Raw genomic sequence first — 17,063 nt, forward strand, 5'->3', positions numbered from 1 at the left:
TGGCAAGTGGTGGGGTGACCGGCCCAGTGTGCGGCGGTAGTTGGCGCGGCGCACCCGGATTTTCGCTGGCGCCCCGAACCGGGCCGCCCGTACCGTCCGGGGCATGAACGCGAAACGCCCCCTGATCGCCGTCCTCACCGGCGCGGGCATCTCGACCGACTCGGGCATCCCCGACTACCGCGGCCCGCAGGGGCTCTGGCAGCGGGACCCGTCGGCCCAGGACCTGGTCACCATCGGCCCGTACCGTGCCGATCCCGAGGTGCGGCGGCGGGCGTGGCGGCTGAGGCTGGAGACGGGCGTGCTGGGGGCCGAGCCGAACGCCGGGCACCGGGCGCTGGTCGATCTGGAGCGCTCGGGGCTGCCGCTGCGGGTGCTCACCCAGAACGTGGACGGGCTGCACCAGCGGGCCGGGCTGGCCCCGCGCAAGGTGCTCGAACTGCACGGCACCGCACTGGAGGTGCAGTGTCTGGGCTGCGCGGCGACGGGGCCGATGGCGGAGGCGCTGCGGCGGGTCGAGGCGGGCGAGCCGGACCCGGCCTGCCGGGCGTGCGGGGGGATCCTGAAGCCGCGCACGGTGATGTTCGGCGAGAACCTGGACCAGGAGGTGCTCGGGCAGGCCGACTCGATCGCCCGCGCCTGCGACGTGTTCATCGCGGTCGGTACCAGCCTTCAGGTGTTCCCGGTGGCGGCGCTGCCGTACAACGCGGTGCGGACCGGGTCGAAGCTGATCATCCTGAACGCCGAGCCGACGCCGTACGACGAGGCCGCCGACGAGGTGATCCGCGAGCCGATCTCCCAGGCGCTGCCGGCCCTGGTGCGCAGGCTGGTGGGGGAGGGGCTCTGAAGAAGGGGCTTAAAAACGGGTGAACCGCATGCGTACGATGATCCTTCCGGCTCCCCCCTCATGGCCTGGAGTGATCGAGCGATGACGACGACGGCGAAGTTCGACCCCTGGTCGGCGGCGTTCGTGGCCCACCCGTACGACGCGTACGCCGAGTTGCGTGAGCACGCGCCGGTGACGTACTTCGAGCCGACCGGGCAGTGGCTCGTCTCGCGGCACGAGGACGTCAGCGCGCTCCTGCGCGACCGGCGGCTCGGGCGCACCTACACCCACCGCTTCAGCCACCAGGAGTTCGGGCGGCCCGAACCCGACCCGGCGCACGAGCCCTTCCACACCCTCAACGACTTCGGGCTGCTCGACCTGGAGGCCCCCGACCACACCCGGATCCGCCGGCTGGTCTCCAAGGCCTTCACCCCGCGCATGGTCGAGGGCCTGCGGCCGACCGTCCAGCGGCTCGCCGGGGAACTCGTCGACGGCCTGCTCGCGGCCGGCGGCGGCGACCTGATCGCCGCCGTCGCCGAGCCGCTGCCGGTCGCCGTGATCGCCGAGATGCTCGGCGTGCCGGAGGGCGACCGGCACCTGCTGCGGCCCTGGTCCGCCGACATCACCGGCATGTACGAGCTCAACCCGAGCGAGGAGGCCGCCCGCAAGGCCGTCACCGCGAGCACCGAGTTCTCCGACTACCTGCGCGCCCTCATCCGCGAACGCCGCACCGCCCCCGGCACCGACCTGATCAGCGCGCTGATCCAGGCCCAGGAGGGCTCCGACGCGCTCAGCGAGCAGGAGATGATCTCCACCTGCGTGCTGCTGCTCAACGCCGGCCACGAGGCGACCGTCAACACCACCGGCAACGGCTGGTGGGCGCTGTTCCGCAACCCCGGCGAACTCGCCCGGCTGCGCGGCGCGACCGACGCGCTCCTGCCCACCGCCATCGAGGAGCTGATGCGCTGGGACACCCCGCTGCAGCTGTTCGAACGGTGGGTCCTGGAGGACATCGAGCTGCGCGGCGTCACCATCCCGCGCGGCTCCGAGGTCGCCCTCCTCTTCGGCTCCGCCAACCGCGATCCCGAGCGCTTCACCGACCCCGACCGCCTCGACCTCGGCCGCACCGACAACCCCCACATCACCTTCGGCGCCGGCATCCACTTCTGCCTCGGCGCCCCGCTCGCCAGACTGGAACTCGCCGAGTCCTACGGCGCCCTCCTGCGCCGCGCCCCCGGCCTGCGCCTGGCCCGCGAACCCGAGTGGAACCCGGGCTACGTGATCCGGGGCCTCAGGGAACTGGTGGTCGAGGTCTAGATCGAGGTCTGGGACAGGTCGGGGTCGGTTCGAGGAACGGGGGAGAGCTGTGGGCAAGGCGACGGGGTCACTGCTGGGGCTGGCGATCGGGGATGCGATCGGCCGGGTGACCGAGTTCAAGACGGTAGAGATGATTGCCGACGACCACCCGGACTGGCGGCAACTTCCGCTGCCCCAAAGGGCGCTGGTCACCGACGACACCCAGATGACCCTCGCCCTCGGCCGTGGTCTGCGCATTGCCCTGGAGCGCGGGCCGCTGACCCCGCTACGGCTGGAGCGGCCCGTTCGCGAGGAGTTCGTCGACTGGTGGCGCTCCCCGCAGAACAACCGTGCTCCCGGCATGACCTGCCTGCGCGCCTGTGAGCGGCTGAGCCGCCCCGCGTACCGCTGGCAGCAGGCGAGCGACGTCGGTTCCAAGGGCTGCGGCGCCAACATGCGGGTCGCTCCGGTCGGGCTGATCCGCGAACTCGACGCCCGCCAGTTCGCGGGCGCCGCGCAGTTGCAGTCCGCGCTCACCCACGGGCACCCGACCGCACTCGCCGCCAGTGACCTCACCGCGTACGCCATCCGCAAGCTCGCCGAGGACGTTCCGCCGGCCGGCCTGCCCGCGGTGCTGCGGGCGTACGCGCTGGCGAGCCGCGAGCGGTACGACGAGTTCTGGCTCGGCGACCTCGCCGCGCGCTGGCACGGCCACTCGCCGCAGGACGTCATCGCCCGCGGCTGGGACGACTGCCTGGCCGTGCTCGACCGGCTGGACGCCGCGCTCGCCGCGCCCGACGTCGAAGCGGACCCGTGTCTGGCCACCGGTGAGGGCTGGGTCGCCGAGGAGGCCTTCGCCACCGGCCTGCTCTGCTTTCTGCTGCTGCCGGACGACCCGGTGGCCGCCGTCCGCCGGGCCGCCTACTCCAGCGGCGACTCGGACTCCCTGGCCTGTCTGACCGGCGCCTTCGCCGGGGCCCGTCACGGGGAGTCGGTCTGGCCGCAGGAGTGGGTGGAGCGGATCGAGTACCGGGACGAGCTGCTCGAGCTCGGGGCGCTCTGGGACTGAGCTCCACGACCTGCGCTCTGGGCCCGGGCGGAACCGGGTTCGGGGGTGGTGCGTCGAAGGGCCATGACGAAGCGCAGCACCGCAGGGCATGGCCGTTCCCGCCGTCGGGTGGGGCTGCTTCTCGCCGTCGGGTTGGCCGTCGGCCCGGCGCTGGCCGGGTGCGGGAGTGCGGCGGGCGGGGGGCCCGTGGTGGTGCGGGCCTCGACGTCGGGGAGCCGGGCGGCGGTGGATCCGGGGCAGGTGGCGGCGGTGGCGGCCGGGACCAGCGCCTTCGGGCTGGACCTGCTGCACGCGCTGACCGCGACGCCGGACGGGGCGGGGCGCAACGTCGTGGTCTCGCCGGCCGGGCTGGCGAGCGTGCTCGGGATGCTGCTGCCGGGGGCGCGCGGTGCCACCGCCGAGGAGCTGGCCAAGGCCCTGCACACCGGGCTCGACCCGCGACAGTACGCCCTCGCCGTCGGCGCGCCGGACGGCGGGAGCCGGGCCGGCGGCGACCAGGTCGTCCTGCGCCGGTCCGACGACCTGTGGACGCAGCAGGGCCTGGCCGTCGCCCCGGAGTACCTGGACACGCTCGCCGCCGCCTTCGACACCGGCGTGCGCCCCGTCGACTTCGCCAAGGACCCGGCCGGTGCCCGCAGGAGCATCAACGCGGCGGTGGAGAAGGCCACCGAGGGGCGGATCAAGGAGCTCTTCGGCCCGCGGCAGATCACCGCCGACACCCGGCTGGCACTCACCGACGCGCTCTACCTGAAGGCGGCGTGGGCCTCCGGGTTCAAGCCCGCGAACACCTCCGAGCGCCCCTTCCACCGGCTGGACGGCTCCACCCCGTCGGTGAGCACGATGAGCCGCACCGGCGCCCTCCGGTACGCCGAGGGCTCCGGCGGCATCGTCGGCGAACCCTGGCAGGCCGTCGAACTCCCTTATGCGGGAGGCGGGTTGGCGATGGACCTGATCGTCCCCGCGCAGGGCGGGTACACGGCCTTCAGCAAGGGCCTGGACCAGGCCCAGCTCGACCGGATCCTCGGCGGGCTCGACGAGCGGTCCGTCGACCTGACCCTGCCGCGGTTCCACTTCGACACGGCCAACGACCTCGTCCCCGCCCTGCGCTCACTCGGCGTCAAGGCGGCCTTCGACGCGCCCGACTTCACCGGCATCACCGCCAAGGAGCCGCTCGGCCTGGGCGCGGTGGTGCAGAAGGCCACCGTCGAGGTGAACGAGGACGGTACGGTCGCGGCGGCCGGCAGCGGCGCCGGGGTGGCGGCGATGGCGGCGCCGGCCGCGCCGGAGTCCGTCCAACTGCACATCGACCGGCCGTTCCTGTTCCTGATCCGCGACACCGCTGACGGGCGGCCGCTGTTCCTCGGCCAGGTCACCGACCCGCAGGCGTCCTGAGCCGACCCGCGGGCGAAGCGGGCGAAGTGGGCGAAGTGGGCGAAGCAGCCGGAGGAGGACCGGGCGTCACCAGGCCGGGTAGCGCCCGCCGAGCGCCGGGTGGGCCGGGTCGCGGCTGCCGAACAGCACCAGCAGGTCGTCCGCGACCCGCAGCAGTTCGGCCCGGCCCTCGACCGCCCCCGCCCACTCGGCGGGCAGCGCCGAGGCGCCGTACGCGGCGCCGACCAGGTTGCCGCAGACCGCGCCGGTGGAGTCGCTGTCCCCGGAGTGGTTCACCGACAGCAGCAGCGCGCTGCGCACCGGGTCGGGTTCGAGGGTGGTCGCCAGCAGCGAGTACACCGCGATGGCCAGGCACTCCTCGGCGATCCAGCCGAGCCCGACCCGCTCCACGGACTCCGCCGTCGGCTGCGACTCCTGGGCCACCCGGACGGCCCGGGCCAGCGCCTGCACCGTCTCCTTGGACCCCGGCAGCTCGCGGATCTGCTCCACGGTCTCGCCGACCGCCGCCCACGGCTCGGTCCCGTTGGCGAGCCGCTCGACCAGCGCCGCGAAGGCGCCCGCCGAGAGGTAGCCGGTCGGGTGCCCGTGGGTGATCTGGGCGCACTGCACGGCCAGCCCGAAGGACAGCTCGACGCCGAGCCGGGCCAGCCCGAACGGCGCCGAGCGCATCACCGTGCCGCAGCCCTTGGAGCCCGGGTTGATCGGCCCCGGCTGCCCGATCACGGACGGCGACTCGAACTCCGGGTGCTCGGACACCCCGCTCATGCAGGCGTTGCCGGGCGCCCGCGACGCGTACAGGAAGGGCCTGGTCAGCAGCCAGCCGTCGTACGGGCGGGGCTGCGGCGCGGTGTCCGGCGAGCCCTGGCGCTGGGTCAGCAGCCAGCGCCGGTACGCGGCGTGGACGGCCTCCGGCACCGAGCCGCCGCCGCCCGTCCAGCCGCGGACGAACGCGCGGATCAGGCCCTCGGCGGTGAACAGGGTCATCTGGGTGTCGTCGGTGACTTCGACCGGCCCGGCGCCGGCCGGAAGCCCGGTCACGCCGTCCGGCCCGTACCGCTGCTGGATCTGGTGGAGCTGCTGGAACTCCACCGGCCAGCCCAGCGCGTCGCCGACGGCCCCGCCGAGCAGCGCCCCGCGCACCCGGTCGCGGTATCCCGATTCGGCCGCCGACTCCGTCACGTCGATCCCCCTTGGTTCATGGCGGGATCCGTTCTATCAGGTCTACCGGCGGATCTGCCCGGCGCGCCCGTGCAGCGCGGCGCGGTCGGCGGCGGCGCGCCCGGCCGCCCAGCCCACGCCGTCGCTCACCCGGACCCGCTGCGAGACCAGCTTGGGGAACAGCCGGCCGACCTCGTCGTCCACCGCCTCGGAGCGGGCCGCGAGCGCGGGCAGCAGCCGCTCGTCGGGCAGCAGCTGCTCCTCGGTGCCGTCCTCGCGCAGGTGCCGGCCGGCCGCGGCGGCGCTGGTCGCGCGCTCGGTGGCGGCGGTCAGCCGCTCGCGGATCCGCGCCGCGTACGCGACCAGGAAGGAGTGCCGGAACGCCTTGCTGCGCGAGTCCCGGCGGGAGCCGGCCTTGTTGAGCGCGTGGGTGGCCTGCACCAGCAGCGAGGTGTAGAGCAGTTCGACGCCGTCCAGGTCGCCGTCGAAGCCGACGACGGTGCAGAAGCCGAACTCCTTGGCCCACACCGCCCGGCACCGGTTGGCCGCCGCGACGGCGTCCAGCAGCATCGTCTTGGGGCTCTCGTACGGGTTGTCCACGCCGATCCGCAGCGCCGCCGGGGTGTTCCGGTCGTCGCCGGTGGCGGCCAGCAGCGCGTCGTCGATGCTGTGCTGGGCCATCAGCTGCTGGGCCTTGGCGGTGAGCGCCTCGGCCTCCTCCGGGTACTCGGTGGACTCGGCCTTGGCCAGCAGCGCCCGGATCCGGGCCAGCATCCGCGGTTCGCCGGCCTGCGGGCCGGCGGCGCGTTCGGCCTGCGGCCGTCGGCCGGGCGCGGGGCCGACCGGGGAGATCGGCGGCAGCCGGCCCCAGGTCCGCAGCAGCTCCAGGGCGGTGGTGGCGAGCGCGAAGCGGTCCAGCCGGTGCCGGTCGGCGAAGGCGCCGAGGTACTGCTCGTCACCCGGCCACCACACCTCGGCCTCCAGCTCGCGCAGCTGTTCGTGCCAGCGCCGGTCGAGGGCGGCCGCGGGGTGCCGACGGCCCTCGGCGGCGATCAGGTCCACCGCGAGGGCCAGGTGGACGGGCTTCAGCCCGCGCCGGACCACCCGGGCCAGGTCGGCCGGACGCCACCCGGCGGACCAGCAGCGGCCGACGGCGGTGTCCGCGTACCCCAGCAGGGCCCGGCTGACCGCCGGCCACTGCCCGGCCGAGGCGGCGAGCAGCGACGCCCCGGTGTCCAGGGCGAGGTCCAGCGTCTCGTCCGGGGCCGTCAGCACCGATCGCACCGCCTGCTCCAGCAGTGGGCCGGCGCCCCCGTCCCCGTCCTGCTGCGCGCGCTTGCCCACGGTGTGTCCCTGCTCTCCTCGACGGTCCGGCCCTCCCGCCCATGATGCCGGAGCGCCCGGCCCCTTCGACGGGACCGGGCGCTCCGGGTGACGCAGGCGACTCAGCGCTCGACGGCCTTGGCCAGGATCTCCGGGGCGCGCTCCAGCAGCCGCCCGGCCGCGAAGCGGATGCCGAGGGCGGCGATCAGGGCGCCGTAGAGGGGGCCGACCAGCAGGACCGGCCAGGTCGGGCCGGCGGAGAGCAGCGCCCAGCCGAGGTAGCCGCTCACCGGCAGGGAGAGCAACGCCACACCGAACAGCGAGCCGAACTGGTTGACCAGCACCAGGCCGCCCTGCCCGGGGGCGGCGTTGCGCATCGGGTTGCTGTCGGCCGGCATGGTGTACGGCGCGAGCACGCTGAGCGTCGCGCCGAGCGCGACGCCGCAGCCGAGCAGGGCGAGCGCGAGGCCGAGTGCGGACGGCAGGCCGGCCCAGTCGCCGGTGGCGGCGGCCAGCACGGGCCCGAGCACCAGCGTCACCGGAACGGCGTACGACAGCACCGCGTAGGCCCGGCCGCGCAGCTCGTCCCGGGCGTCGGCCGGGGTGAGCAGGGTGGCGGCGACCATCCAGAACGCCGAGCCGTCCATGCCGAACAGGTTGAGCATCTGCAGCCCGAGGAACATCCCGGTCATCGCCAGCAGGTAGACGCTCGACCAGCCCTGGACCATCGACAGCACGCAGATCACCAGCGTCATGCCGATGCTGGTGAACACCGCGGCCTTGGCCCGCGGCTCCCGCCAGGCGTACCGGAGGTGGCGCTGCATCACCGCGCCGACCCGGCCCTCGGGCAGGAAGCTCCAGCCGCGCGAGCTCTGCACGCCGCGGGCCACCTCCAGGGTGGAGGAGTCGGCGGTGACCATCAGCTCCTGGAGGCTGCCGCGCCACCAGCGCAGCAGCAGGGCGAGCAGCGCCGCGGCCGCGGCGAGCTGGAACAGCGCCAGCCCGTACCGCCCCTCGCCGGCGGTGCGGGCCGCGTCCGCCGCGCCGACCGGCGGCAGCCAGCGCAGCACGGAGGCGATCGGCGCCAGCGGGCTGAGGTCGAGGTGGTCCCCGGGCCGGCCGAAGACGCTCTGCGAGCCGACGTTGGCGGCCTGCACGAGCAGGGCGAACAGCAGTCCGCCGAAGATCGCGAAGTCCTTGCCGCGCCGGCTGGAGAGCATCCGGGCGTTGCCGGCGGCGACCGCCCGGGAGAGCGTGACCAGGCAGAGCACGGCCAGCGGGACGCCGACCAGCGCGGCCGCGGCCGAGGCACCGCCGTTGGCGCCGGACAGCGCCGCGCCGGTCACCAGCACCAGGCTGACCAGCGGGCCGGGCCCGATCAGCGCGGCCAGCAGCGAGCCGCGCAGCAGCGGGCCGGGCCGCAGCGGGAGCATGGTGAGCCGGGTCGGGTCGGCGCTCTCGTCGCTGGAGAAGAGGAACAGCGGCAGCGCCGCCCAGCCGAGGGTGAGCACGCCGAGCAGCATCACCCCGGCGTCCCCGGAGCCGTCGAAGCGCCCGTTCATCATGGCGAGGGCGAAGGCGACGCCGGCCGCGAAGGCCAGGCCGAGGACGCCGCCGATGACGTACACGGCGGTCCGGCCGGGGCTGCGCCGCAGGCCGTTGCGCAGCAGCCGCAGCTTGAGCGCCACCAGGGCGCGGACCACCGTCCGCCCGTCGGGCACCGGGGTACGGGCGGTCGCGGGAGCGGTGCTCACTGCCCGCCCCCGAGCTGCCCGCCCCCGAGCTGCGCGCCGGCCTGTCCGCCGGCCTGCCCGCCGAGCCAGCCGAGCGCCTGGCCGTCGTCCTCGCGGACGCCGATCAGGCCGAGGAAGGCCTCGTGGAGGCTGCGCCCGCCGCGCACGGTGTCCAGCGGGCCGTGGGCGATCACCCGGCCGGCGTTGACCACGGCGACCCAGTCGCAGAGCTGTTCGACCAGTTCCATCACGTGGCTGGAGAAGACCACCGTGGATCCGGCCGCCGCGTACCGCTTGAGCACGCCGCGGATGGTCTGCGCGGAGACCGGGTCGACGCCCTCGAAGGGCTCGTCGAGGAACAGCACGTCGGGGTTGTGCAGCAGCGCGGCGGCCAGACCGATCTTCTTGCGCATGCCGGTGGAGTAGTCGGCGACCAGCTTGTCGGCGTCGCGGGCGAGGTCCAGGACGGCCAGCAGTTCCTCCGCGCGGCGGTCCACCTCGGCGCCGGGCAGGCCGCGCAGTCGCCCGTTGTACTGCAGCAGTTCGCGGCCGCTGAGCCGCTCGAACATCCGCAGCCCCTCGGGCAGGATGCCGATCCGGGCCTTGACCGCGACCGGGTCGGCCCAGACGTCGCCGCCGTGGATGAGGACGGTGCCCTGGTCGGGCCGGAGCAGGCCGGTGGCCATGGACAGCGTGGTGGTCTTGCCGGCGCCGTTCGGGCCGACCAGGCCGATGAAGGAGCCGGCCGGCAGCTCCAGGCTGAGTCCGGCGACGGCGGCCTGGCCGCCGAAGTGCTTCCACAGCCCCTGGATGCTGACGGCGGAGGGGGGAACGGGTACGGGGTGGTCGGACGGCGGCGGCGCTGACGCCTGCATGGCGGCCTTCTCTGTTCGCTGGCGGATGGGTGTCTCGGACTCAGCCTGTCACTGCGGAAACGGACTGTCTCCCGAGTTGAGGATCCCCTGAGAGAGTGGGCCGAACGGGTGAGGCGCGCCGCCCGGACGGCGCGTTACGGCGGGTACCGGGCTGGAATTGGCAACTACTCAGCTGCGCCGTTCGTCCTGCACTATGAGGGGCAGTGAGGGACAGCGAGGGGCGCGGGGCCGCGCCGGGTGCCGGGAGGTGCGGATGGCCGTTCAACCGTGGGGAGCCTCGGGCCCCGGCGAGCCGGATCGCCGCGGGGACCGGCAGCCCCAGCCCGTCCCGCAGTCCGTCCCGCAGCCCGGGTTCCACACGGGGATGCGCGCCGGGCACGCGGACCGGGACCGGACGATCGACGTGCTGAAGGCCGCGTTCGCCGAGGGCCGGCTCTCCGCCGAGGAGTACGAGCAGCGCCACGAGCAGGCCTCCGTCGCGCAGACCTACGGCCAGCTGGCCGGGCTGGTGTCCGACCTGCCCTCCGGCCCGATGCCGGCGCCGATGGCCTTCGCCGCCCCGCCCGTCCCGGCGACCTTCCTCCCGCCGCCTCCGCCGCCGGTTCGCTCCACCAACGGGCTGGCGGTCACCTCACTGGTCTTCGGCCTGACCGGCCTCTCGCTGCCCGCGGTGGTCGTCGGGCACATCGCGAAGGCCCAGCAGAGCAGCCACGACCGGGCCGGCGACTGGGTTTCCACCCTCGGCCTGCTCTTCGGCTACGCGGGCTGCGCGCTCTGGACGCTGCTGCTCCTGGTGATGCTGCAGGTGCCGGTCTGAGCGGGCCGCCCCGGGCGCGTCCCGCCCCGGTGGCGGCGGTCGGCGGGCTGTGGTAGAGCGGGTGGAGGGCGGCCCGACACCGGGTGGTCGCGTCCGGGACACTCCCGGGACATCCGGCCGAAGGTCGCGACCTGCGGCGTTGCATTTGTTTTGACCGCGCCCGATGCGCTAGGTACGCTCTGACCTTGTGCCTGGGGTGTCCCCGGGTCCTTGTGCGTGCATGCACACCGGTCGCCGCGCCGAGCCGGAGCGCCTTCCAGCGCCCCGCGCGTTGAGCGCCGTCGCTGTACATCAGCTCATGGGATTCCGTGTCGGAATAAGCCCAACACACCCGACCGCGTGGGTCGACCACGGGGCCGTGTGCGGGGGATCACCGCAGGTTAGTTTTACCAAGCCTTGGCACACAGAAAACGGAGAAACGGTGCCTACGATCCAGCAGCTGGTCCGAAAGGGCCGGCAGGACAAGGTCGAGAAGAACAAGACTCCCGCGCTGAAGGGTTCCCCGCAGCGTCGTGGGGTCTGCACGCGTGTGTACACGACCACCCCGAAGAAGCCGAACTCGGCTCTCCGCAAGGTCGCCCGTGTGCGCCTCACCAGCGGGATCGAGGTCACCGCTTACATCCCGGGCGAGGGCCACAATCTGCAGGAGCACTCCATCGTGCTGGTGCGCGGTGGTCGTGTGAAGGACCTTCCTGGTGTCCGCTACAAGATCATCCGCGGTTCGCTTGACACCCAGGGTGTCAAGAACCGCAAGCAGGCTCGCAGCCGCTACGGCGCCAAGAAGGAGAAGTAAGAATGCCTCGTAAGGGCCCCGCCCCGAAGCGCCCGGTCATCATCGACCCGGTTTACGGCTCCCCGGTCGTCACCCAGCTGGTCAACAAGATCCTGCTGCACGGCAAGCGCTCCACCGCCGAGCGGATCGTCTACGGCGCCCTCGAGGGCGTCCGTGAGAAGACCGGCTCGGACCCGGTCGTGACGCTGAAGCGCGCGCTGGAGAACGTCAAGCCGGCCCTCGAGGTCAAGTCCCGCCGTGTCGGTGGCGCGACCTACCAGGTTCCGGTCGAGGTCCGTCCGGGCCGCGCCAGCACCCTGGCGCTGCGCTGGATGGTCGGTTACTCCCGCGCCCGTCGCGAGAAGACCATGACCGAGCGCCTGATGAACGAGATCCTCGACGCCAGCAACGGTCTGGGCGCTTCCGTGAAGCGTCGCGAGGACACCCACAAGATGGCCGAGTCCAACAAGGCCTTCGCGCACTACCGCTGGTAGTCCCTACCCCGTCACTAGACAGAGAGAGAACGAGCCACCATGGCTGCAACCTCCCTTGACCTCGCCAGGGTCCGCAACATCGGGATCATGGCGCACATCGACGCGGGCAAGACCACCACCACCGAGCGGATCCTGTTCTACACCGGCGTCTCGTACAAGATCGGTGAGGTCCACGATGGCGCTGCCACCATGGACTGGATGGAGCAGGAGCAGGAGCGCGGCATCACGATCACGTCGGCCGCGACGACCTGTCACTGGACGGTCGACGACGTCGACAACACCATCAACATCATCGACACCCCGGGTCACGTCGACTTCACCGTCGAGGTGGAGCGCTCGCTGCGCGTCCTCGACGGTGCCGTGACGGTGTTCGACGGTGTTGCCGGTGTCGAGCCCCAGTCCGAGACCGTGTGGCGGCAGGCTGACCGCTACGGCGTCCCGCGCATCTGCTTCATCAACAAGCTGGACCGCACGGGCGCGAACTTCTTCTTCTGCGTCAAGACCATCGTGGACCGCCTCGGCGCGACCCCGCTGGTCATGCAGCTCCCGATCGGTGCCGAGGCGGACTTCAAGGGCGTTGTCGACCTTGTCCGCATGAAGGCGCTGGTCTGGTCCGCCGAGGCCGCCAAGGGCGAGATGTACGACATCGTCGACATCCCGGCCGAGCTGCAGGAGCAGGCGAACGAGTACCGCGAGATGCTCCTGGACGAGGTGTCGAACGTCAGCGATGACGTGATGATGCTCGCCATGGAGGGCGAGGACGTCCCCGAGGAGCTGCTGTACGAGGCGATCCGCAAGGGCACCCTGGAGTCGGCCTTCACGCCGATCTTCTGCGGTACCGCGTTCAAGAACAAGGGCGTTCAGCCCCTGCTCGACGCGGTCGTCAAGTACCTCCCGTCGCCGCTGGACATCGAGTCGGTTGAGGGCACCAAGCCCAACGACCCGGAGACCAAGATCACCCGCAAGGCCTCGGACGACGAGCCCCTGGCCGCGCTGGCGTTCAAGATCATGTCCGACCCGCACCTGGGCAAGCTCACCTTCGTCCGGATCTACTCCGGCCGCCTGGAGTCCGGCACCTCGGTGCTGAACGCCGTGAAGGGCAAGAAGGAGCGCATCGGCAAGATCTACCGCATGCACGCGAACAAGCGTGAGGAGATCGAGTCGGTGGGCGCCGGCGACATCGTCGCCGTCATGGGCCTGAAGCAGACCACCACCGGTGAGACGCTGTCCGACGAGAAGGCCCCGGTCATCCTGGAGTCCATGGACTTCCCGGCCCCGGTCATCCGCGTCGCGATCGAGCCCAAGTCCAAGGGTGACCAGGAGAAGCTGGGTGTCGCCATCCAGCGTCTCGCCGAGGAGGACCCGTCCTTCCAGGTCAACACGGACGAGGAGACCGGCCAGACCATCATCGCGGGTATGGGCGAGCTGCACCTCGAGGTGCTGGTCGACCGTATGAAGCGTGAGTTCAAGGTCGAGGCCAACGTCGGCAAGCCGCAGGTCGCGTACCGCGAGACGATCCGTCAGGCCGTCGAGCGCATCGACTACACCCACAAGAAGCAGACCGGTGGTTCCGGTCAGTTCGCCAAGGTGCAGATCGCGATCGAGCCGCTCGAGCAGGCCGAGGGCTACGAGTTCGTCAACCAGGTCACCGGTGGCCGCGTGCCGCGGGAGTACATCCCGTCGGTCGACGCCGGTTGCCAGGAGGCCATGGAGTTCGGCATCCTCGCCGGCTACCCGCTTCAGGGTGTCCGCGTGAAGCTGCTCGACGGCCAGGCGCACGACGTCGACTCGTCCGAGCTCGCGTTCAAGATCGCCGGTTCGATGGCGTTCAAGGAAGGCGCGCGGAAGGCCAAGCCGGTCCTCCTCGAGCCGATGATGGCCGTCGAGGTCACCACGCCCGAGGACTACATGGGCGACGTGATCGGCGACATCAACTCTCGCCGTGGCCAGATCCGGTCCATGGACGAGCGTCACGGTGCCCGCGTCGTCACGGCGCTGGTGCCGCTCTCCGAGATGTTCGGCTACGTCGGTGATCTGCGCAGCAAGACCTCTGGTCGCGCGAGCTACTCGATGCAGTTCGACTCGTACGCCGAGGTTCCGAAGGCCGTGGCGGAGGAGATCATCGCCAAGGCCAAGGGCGAGTAAGGACCGGCGCCAGCCGGCTCCCTACGAGGCCGCGGCCGTCCCGATATTCGGGACGATTGCGAACCCTTAGGCTATTAGGGGGCGTCCCGGGAGGATCCGGTCGGATCCTCCCGGGGGGCCTCCGGCCCCCACCCCGCGGGACGGTGCGAGGTGCTTCCGGCACCTCGGGCCAAACCCGATCAAAGACCAACTGACGTCAGCACGGCGTACAGAACTGTCCTCAGGAGGACTGCAGTGGCGAAGGCGAAGTTCGAGCGGACGAAGCCCCACGTCAACATCGGCACCATTGGTCACATTGACCACGGTAAGACGACCCTTACCGCGGCCATCACCAAGGTGCTGCACGACGCGTACCCGGAGATCAACCCCTTCACGCCGTTCGACCAGATCGACAAGGCGCCGGAGGAGCGGCAGCGCGGTATCACCATCTCGATCGCGCACGTCGAGTACCAGACCGAGGCGCGTCACTACGCCCACGTCGACTGCCCGGGTCACGCGGACTACATCAAGAACATGATCACCGGTGCGGCCCAGATGGACGGTGCGATCCTCGTCGTCGCCGCCACCGACGGCCCGATGCCGCAGACCAAGGAGCACGTCCTCCTGGCCCGCCAGGTCGGCGTCCCCTACATCGTCGTCGCCCTGAACAAGGCCGACATGGTGGACGACGAGGAGATCCTGGAGCTCGTCGAGCTCGAGGTCCGCGAGCTCCTCTCGGAGTACGAGTTCCCGGGCGACGACCTGCCGGTCGTCCGCGTCTCCGCGCTGAAGGCGCTGGAGGGCGACAAGGAGTGGGGCGAGAAGCTCCTCGGCCTGATGCACGCCGTCGACGAGAGCATCCCGACCCCGGCCCGCGCCGTGGACCAGCCGTTCCTGATGCCGATCGAGGACGTCTTCACGATCACCGGTCGTGGCACCGTCGTCACCGGTCGTATCGAGCGTGGCATCCTCAAGGTCAACGAGACTGTCGACATCATCGGCATCAAGGAGACCAAGACCACCACCACGGTCACCGGCATCGAGATGTTCCGCAAGCTGCTCGACGAGGGCCAGGCCGGTGAGAACGTCGGTCTGCTGCTCCGTGGCATCAAGCGCGAGGACGTCGAGCGCGGCCAGGTCATCATCAAGCCGGGTTCGGTCACGCCGCACACCGACTTCGAGGCCCAGTCCTACATCCTGTCGAAGGACGAGGGTGGCCGCCACACCCCGTTCTTCAACAACTACCGCCCGCAGTTCTACTTCCGTACCACGGACGTGACCGGCGTCGTGACCCTCCCCGAGGGCACCGAGATGGTCATGCCGGGCGACAACACCGCCATGACGGTCGCGCTGATCCAGCCGATCGCCATGGAGGAGGGCCTGAAGTTCGCCATCCGTGAGGGTGGCCGCACCGTGGGCGCCGGCCAGGTCACCAAGATCATCAAGTAATTGGTGTTCTGACCTGTCTGTCCCGCACAGGCGAACCGAAGGGCTCCGCACACCCAGGTGTGCGGAGCCCTTCGGCCTTCATCAGGCCTTCACCGGCTCTCACGGGCTGCTCATGGCCGGCTGTTATTGTCGGGCGACCGTCCAGCCCGCCGTCGCGGAAAGTGGGATCCAACGCATGCCAACGGCACCACTGTTGTCGGTCGTGATGCCGATCTACAACGAGCAGGAGGCGCTCCCGCTGACCGTCGAGCGGCTGCGGCCGATCCTGGACGGGCTCGGGGTCGACTACGAGGTCGTGGGCGTCGACGACGGCAGCACGGACGCCACCCCCGTCGTCCTGCAGAAGGTCCGGCAGGACTGGCCGGAGTTCCGCATCGTCCGCTTCGCCCGCAACTCGGGGCACCAGGCCGCGCTCACCGCCGGCATCCACCGGGCGCGCGGCGACTACGTGGTGAGCATCGACGCCGACCTCCAGGACCCGCCGGAGAAGATCCCGGAGATGCTCGACCTGGCCCGCGAGCAGGGCTTCGACGTCGTCTACGGCGTGCGCGGGGACCGCGCCACCGACACCGCCTTCAAGCGCCGGACGGCCGGCGCCTACTACTGGCTGATGCGCAAGCTGGTCGGCAAGCGGATGCCCAACCAGGCCGGCGACTTCCGCCTGCTCAGCCGCGCGGCCGTGGAGGCCCTCAAGCAGTTGCCCGAGCACCAGCCCGTCTACCGGCTGCTGGTGCCGTGGCTCGGCTTCCCCAGCGGCGAGGTGGTGTACGTCCGGGAGGAGCGGGTGGCCGGCGGCACCCACTACCCGCTGTCCAAGATGGTCCGGCTCGCGCTGGACAGCGTGACCAACTTCTCCGCCGCCCCGCTGCGGCTGGCCACCTGGCTGGGCCTGGTGAGCTTCGTGGTCTGCCTGGCCCTCGCGGTCTACACCACCCTCTCGTACGCGCTCGGTGCGACCGTGCCCGGCTGGTCCTCGCTGTTCATCGGCATGCTCTTCATCGGCGCCGTACAGCTGATCTGCGTCGGACTGCTGGGGGAGTACGTCGGCCGGATCTACTCGGCGGTGCAGGCCCGCCCGACCTACTTCGTCGGCTACGACTCGGCGGACGACGAACTGGCGCAGGACGCCGCGGCGCAGGACGACGCGCGGGGCCCGGGCCGGTGACCGTCACCGAGGAACCGGCGGAGCCCGTCGAGCCGGCCCCGTCGACCCGCCGCCAGCTGCCGTCCTTCCTGGTCATCGGCGTGCTCAGCACCGTCTTCTACCTGGCGCTGTTCGTCGCCGCGCGGTGGTTCACCGACCCGCAGGCGGCGAACCTGATCGCGCTGGCCGTCAGCGCGGTGGCCAACACCGCGGCCAACCGCCGCTTCACCTTCGGGGTCACCGGCTCGCAGGGCATGGTCCGGCACCAGCTCCAGGGCGCGGTGGCCTTCCTGATCGGGCTCGGCCTGAGCGCGGGCGTGCTCGCCCTGCTGGACCAGGTGGCGCCGAACGCCTCCCGGCCGGTGGAGGTCGCCGGACTGGTCGCCGCCAACGGCCTGGCCACGGTGGCCCGGTTCGTGCTGCTGAAGATCTGGGTCTTCCGGGGCTGAACCGGGGCTGAACGGCGGCCGTTCCCACTGGTTCGCGGACCGCCCACCCGGGCCCCTCAGCCCGTCGTGCCGACGGGCCCCTCGGTATGCTGTGGCTCGTAGCCTGCCCGCTGACGGTAGTGGAAGTCCGCACCCGGCCGGGGAG

The 17,063-nt window shown here is 71.9% G+C and carries 15 protein-coding genes; 11 read left to right on the top strand and 4 right to left on the bottom strand.

The genetic code is table 11. From position 1 onward, the window contains the following. Nucleotides 1–103 precede the first annotated feature (103 nt). The 4 genes from ACIO9K_RS16095 (at nt 104) to ACIO9K_RS16110 (ending at nt 4,580) form a co-directional block, all read left to right on the top strand. On the top strand, nt 104–844 hold the full coding sequence (locus ACIO9K_RS16095) for a Sir2 family NAD-dependent protein deacetylase (protein WP_363617965.1): 741 nt from the start codon (nt 104–106) through the stop codon (nt 842–844). Nucleotides 845–925: 81 nt separating this feature from the next. Further along, nucleotides 926–2,140: a cytochrome P450 gene (locus tag ACIO9K_RS16100; protein ID WP_371518410.1), complete on the top strand. Its 1,215-nt coding sequence runs from the start codon at nt 926–928 to the stop codon at nt 2,138–2,140. 49 nt (nt 2,141–2,189) lie between these two features. Beyond that, nucleotides 2,190–3,188 carry an ADP-ribosylglycohydrolase family protein gene (locus ACIO9K_RS16105; RefSeq protein WP_363617969.1) on the top strand — a complete coding sequence of 333 codons (999 nt, stop codon included), beginning with the start codon at nt 2,190–2,192 and terminating at the stop codon, nt 3,186–3,188. A 225-nt stretch (nt 3,189–3,413) separates the two neighbouring features. Then, on the top strand, nt 3,414–4,580 hold the full coding sequence (locus tag ACIO9K_RS16110; protein WP_400330278.1) for a serpin family protein: 1,167 nt from the start codon (nt 3,414–3,416) through the stop codon (nt 4,578–4,580). A gap of 66 nt (nt 4,581–4,646) precedes the next feature. Here the strand turns inward: ACIO9K_RS16110 and ACIO9K_RS16115 are convergent, their stop codons facing one another. The 4 genes from ACIO9K_RS16115 to ACIO9K_RS16130 form a co-directional block, all read right to left on the bottom strand. Continuing rightward, nucleotides 4,647–5,759, bottom strand: coding sequence for an ADP-ribosylglycohydrolase family protein (locus ACIO9K_RS16115; RefSeq protein ID WP_363617973.1), 1,113 nt, complete (start codon nt 5,757–5,759; stop codon nt 4,647–4,649). Nucleotides 5,760–5,801: 42 nt separating this feature from the next. After that, entirely contained in the window at nt 5,802–7,082 is a 1,281-nt protein-coding gene (locus ACIO9K_RS16120; RefSeq protein ID WP_400330281.1) for a DUF2786 domain-containing protein, read from the bottom strand. Nucleotides 7,083–7,183: 101 nt separating this feature from the next. Then, entirely contained in the window at nt 7,184–8,815 is a 1,632-nt protein-coding gene (locus ACIO9K_RS16125; protein WP_363617977.1) for a transporter, read from the bottom strand. Further along, nucleotides 8,812–9,669: an ABC transporter ATP-binding protein gene (locus tag ACIO9K_RS16130; RefSeq protein WP_400330284.1), complete on the bottom strand. Its 858-nt coding sequence runs from the start codon at nt 9,667–9,669 to the stop codon at nt 8,812–8,814. Before ACIO9K_RS16130 ends, ACIO9K_RS16125 begins: the two co-directional genes overlap by 4 nt. Before the next feature lie 253 nt (nt 9,670–9,922). Here ACIO9K_RS16130 and ACIO9K_RS16135 point away from each other — a divergent pair, with 253 nt between their 5' ends. The 7 genes from ACIO9K_RS16135 (at nt 9,923) to ACIO9K_RS16165 (ending at nt 16,918) form a co-directional block, all read left to right on the top strand. Continuing rightward, on the top strand, nt 9,923–10,486 hold the full coding sequence (locus ACIO9K_RS16135; RefSeq protein WP_363580092.1) for a DUF1707 and DUF4190 domain-containing protein: 564 nt from the start codon (nt 9,923–9,925) through the stop codon (nt 10,484–10,486). 421 nt (nt 10,487–10,907) lie between these two features. Then, entirely contained in the window at nt 10,908–11,279 is a 372-nt protein-coding gene (gene rpsL, locus ACIO9K_RS16140; protein ID WP_014144289.1) for a 30S ribosomal protein S12, read from the top strand. Between the two features lie 2 nt (nt 11,280–11,281). Beyond that, nucleotides 11,282–11,752 carry a 30S ribosomal protein S7 gene (gene rpsG, locus ACIO9K_RS16145; RefSeq protein WP_030055803.1) on the top strand — a complete coding sequence of 157 codons (471 nt, stop codon included), beginning with the start codon at nt 11,282–11,284 and terminating at the stop codon, nt 11,750–11,752. A gap of 39 nt (nt 11,753–11,791) precedes the next feature. Continuing rightward, nucleotides 11,792–13,897, top strand: coding sequence for an elongation factor G (gene fusA, locus ACIO9K_RS16150; protein ID WP_063348955.1), 2,106 nt, complete (start codon nt 11,792–11,794; stop codon nt 13,895–13,897). Nucleotides 13,898–14,131: 234 nt separating this feature from the next. Then, nucleotides 14,132–15,325 (top strand): elongation factor Tu, encoded by a 1,194-nt coding sequence (gene tuf, locus ACIO9K_RS16155; protein WP_031063092.1) that lies wholly within the window; start codon nt 14,132–14,134, stop codon nt 15,323–15,325. A 175-nt stretch (nt 15,326–15,500) separates the two neighbouring features. Next, nucleotides 15,501–16,490 carry a glycosyltransferase family 2 protein gene (locus tag ACIO9K_RS16160; protein ID WP_363580094.1) on the top strand — a complete coding sequence of 330 codons (990 nt, stop codon included), beginning with the start codon at nt 15,501–15,503 and terminating at the stop codon, nt 16,488–16,490. Continuing rightward, entirely contained in the window at nt 16,487–16,918 is a 432-nt protein-coding gene (locus ACIO9K_RS16165; RefSeq protein WP_363617981.1) for a GtrA family protein, read from the top strand. The genes ACIO9K_RS16160 and ACIO9K_RS16165 overlap by 4 nt, the downstream gene beginning before the upstream one ends. Nucleotides 16,919–17,063 lie beyond the last annotated feature (145 nt).

The sequence above is a fragment of the Kitasatospora sp. NPDC087271 genome, assembly GCF_044744605.1.
GTDB lineage: Bacteria > Actinomycetota > Actinomycetes > Streptomycetales > Streptomycetaceae > Kitasatospora.